The organism is Streptomyces sp. NPDC006265, from assembly GCF_040613555.1.
Taxonomy (GTDB): domain Bacteria; phylum Actinomycetota; class Actinomycetes; order Streptomycetales; family Streptomycetaceae; genus Streptomyces.
Map to the genome: position 1 here is coordinate 1 of NZ_JBEXSH010001350.1, position 1,603 is coordinate 1,603.

The 1,603-nt window shown below is 73.2% G+C and carries 1 protein-coding gene and 1 pseudogene; both read left to right on the top strand.

Features of this window, described 5'->3' with window-relative positions; all coding sequences use genetic code 11:
• Positions 1–88 precede the first annotated feature (88 nt).
• Positions 89–632 (top strand): annotated as a pseudogene (locus tag ABZ281_RS48740) (hypothetical protein).
• Positions 633–740: 108 nt separating this feature from the next.
• Positions 741–1,295: a hypothetical protein gene (locus tag ABZ281_RS48745; protein ID WP_356665213.1), complete on the top strand. Its 555-nt coding sequence runs from the start codon at positions 741–743 to the stop codon at positions 1,293–1,295.
• Positions 1,296–1,603: the final 308 nt, after the last annotated feature.

Consider the following 1,603-nt stretch of genomic DNA (forward strand, 5'->3'; position numbering starts at 1 on the left):
AGACGGTCGTCACCTACGACGGCACCCCTCGCACGATCGAGAACGACGACTCGCGAGCGGCACCGAATATGCCGGGGGGACCCGGGACATGGGCTACTGGGGGTATTTCGTCGTGGGCCGGGGGGGGGGGCGGCCGCTGCCGGAGCTGGAGGTGCCGGCGTGGGCCGGGGACGGTCCGACGCAGCGCGCCTCTGCGCCGGGCGGGTGGCAGGTGTGGGAGTAGCCGAGCAGCGACGGTGACATCGGGAAAATGAACGCCCTCGCCCGGGAGACCGGGGCGCCCGCGCTCTTCGGGTACGTCATGAACAGCGAGTGCGTGGTGCTGGAGGCCGCGGCCCCGGAGAGCGGCGCGTGGTCGACCTGCCTCGCGCGCTCGGCCATGGCCGGGTATCTGGGGGCGGGCCGGGAGGGCCTGACGCTGGAGGACTACTTCCTTGAACCCTGCGACGCCGCCGAGCGCGCCGTGCGCTGGGCCGTCGAGGCCGGGTCCGATGTGAACGCCGACGCCCTCGTGGCCGTACTGACGTCAGACCCTGATCCTGCCCCACTCTCGGCTTCGCTCGAGCAGGGGGCCCCAGGCCGAAAACCTCCTGTTCCGCTTCCTCGACAGGCTGGGTGTGGTGCCCCTGTGACACTCCGGGGCCGTCGCACGCAGTAAGGGGAAGTGCGGGTTCCGTAAGGGGTGAGGGCTGGCAGCGGCCTGATCGGGCCCCGGAGACGGCCCGCGGAGGGAGGCGTGGATGAGCCTGGTGGAGTTGATCGCACAGGCCGACGAGCGTGGGCTGGCCGCGAGCGGGCTGGCTTGTTTGGATCGGTGCGTGCCCCTGCTGGGCGGCGACGACGAGATCCTGCGGCCGCTGTGGGCGAGCCTCGGCGACGACGCGGGTGCCGGTGAGTGGGGCGAGCGGCTGGAGCAGGCGCGAGGCAAGCTGGACGCGGCCGGCCCCGGGGACGAGGCGGCCGTGCTCGCCCACCGGATGCTCGATGCCGCTCCCGCCGAGCGGTCCGCCGCGGGAGTCCGGGTGTGGGCCGACGCCTGCTCCGTCGCGGCCCTCCAGATCCACCGGCTCCTGGACACCGCCGAGGACGAGGCACCGTCCGTCGACTCCCGCCGCCAGGGCCGCACGGAGGGCATGTCGCCCCTCGTCGCCGCCGAACTGCGCCGCCAGATCACCGTCCTGGAGGTCCTCGCCGGACACGGCCCGGCCGGGCTGCGCCGGGCGCTGGAGGTGTCGGTCGAGGGCCGCCGGGTGCTGCGCGCGGTGGTCTCCCGCAGGAGTCGGCAACAGGGCTGAGGGGGCAGGCCCCAGGTGCCCCGGCCGGCCTAAACCCGGTTCCTGGAAGAGTCCTGTGACTGTCCCCTGGGTGAGGTGGGGCGGTCCTGCGCTGCTTCGGGGAAGCCGCCGATTCCGGGTGACGAAACGCTTCGCCGCGGCGCTCTCCGGGATGTGACGACTCAAGCGGAGACCAGGCCATCGGCGGCTGCGAAGCCGCTGCGATGGGCGGCGGACACAGTGGCGACGCGCCCTAAGTGTCTGTCAGCGGGCCTTAGGTTACCGAGCCGTCCGCGTCCGGCCGCACCCGACCCCCCGTCACCGGTGAT

What these genes read in the sequence shown, in the direction of transcription:
- ABZ281_RS48745 (WP_356665213.1), top strand. Translation starts at nt 741, where the DNA reads ATGAGCCTGGTGGAGTTGATCGCACAGGCCGACGAGCGTGGGCTGGCC.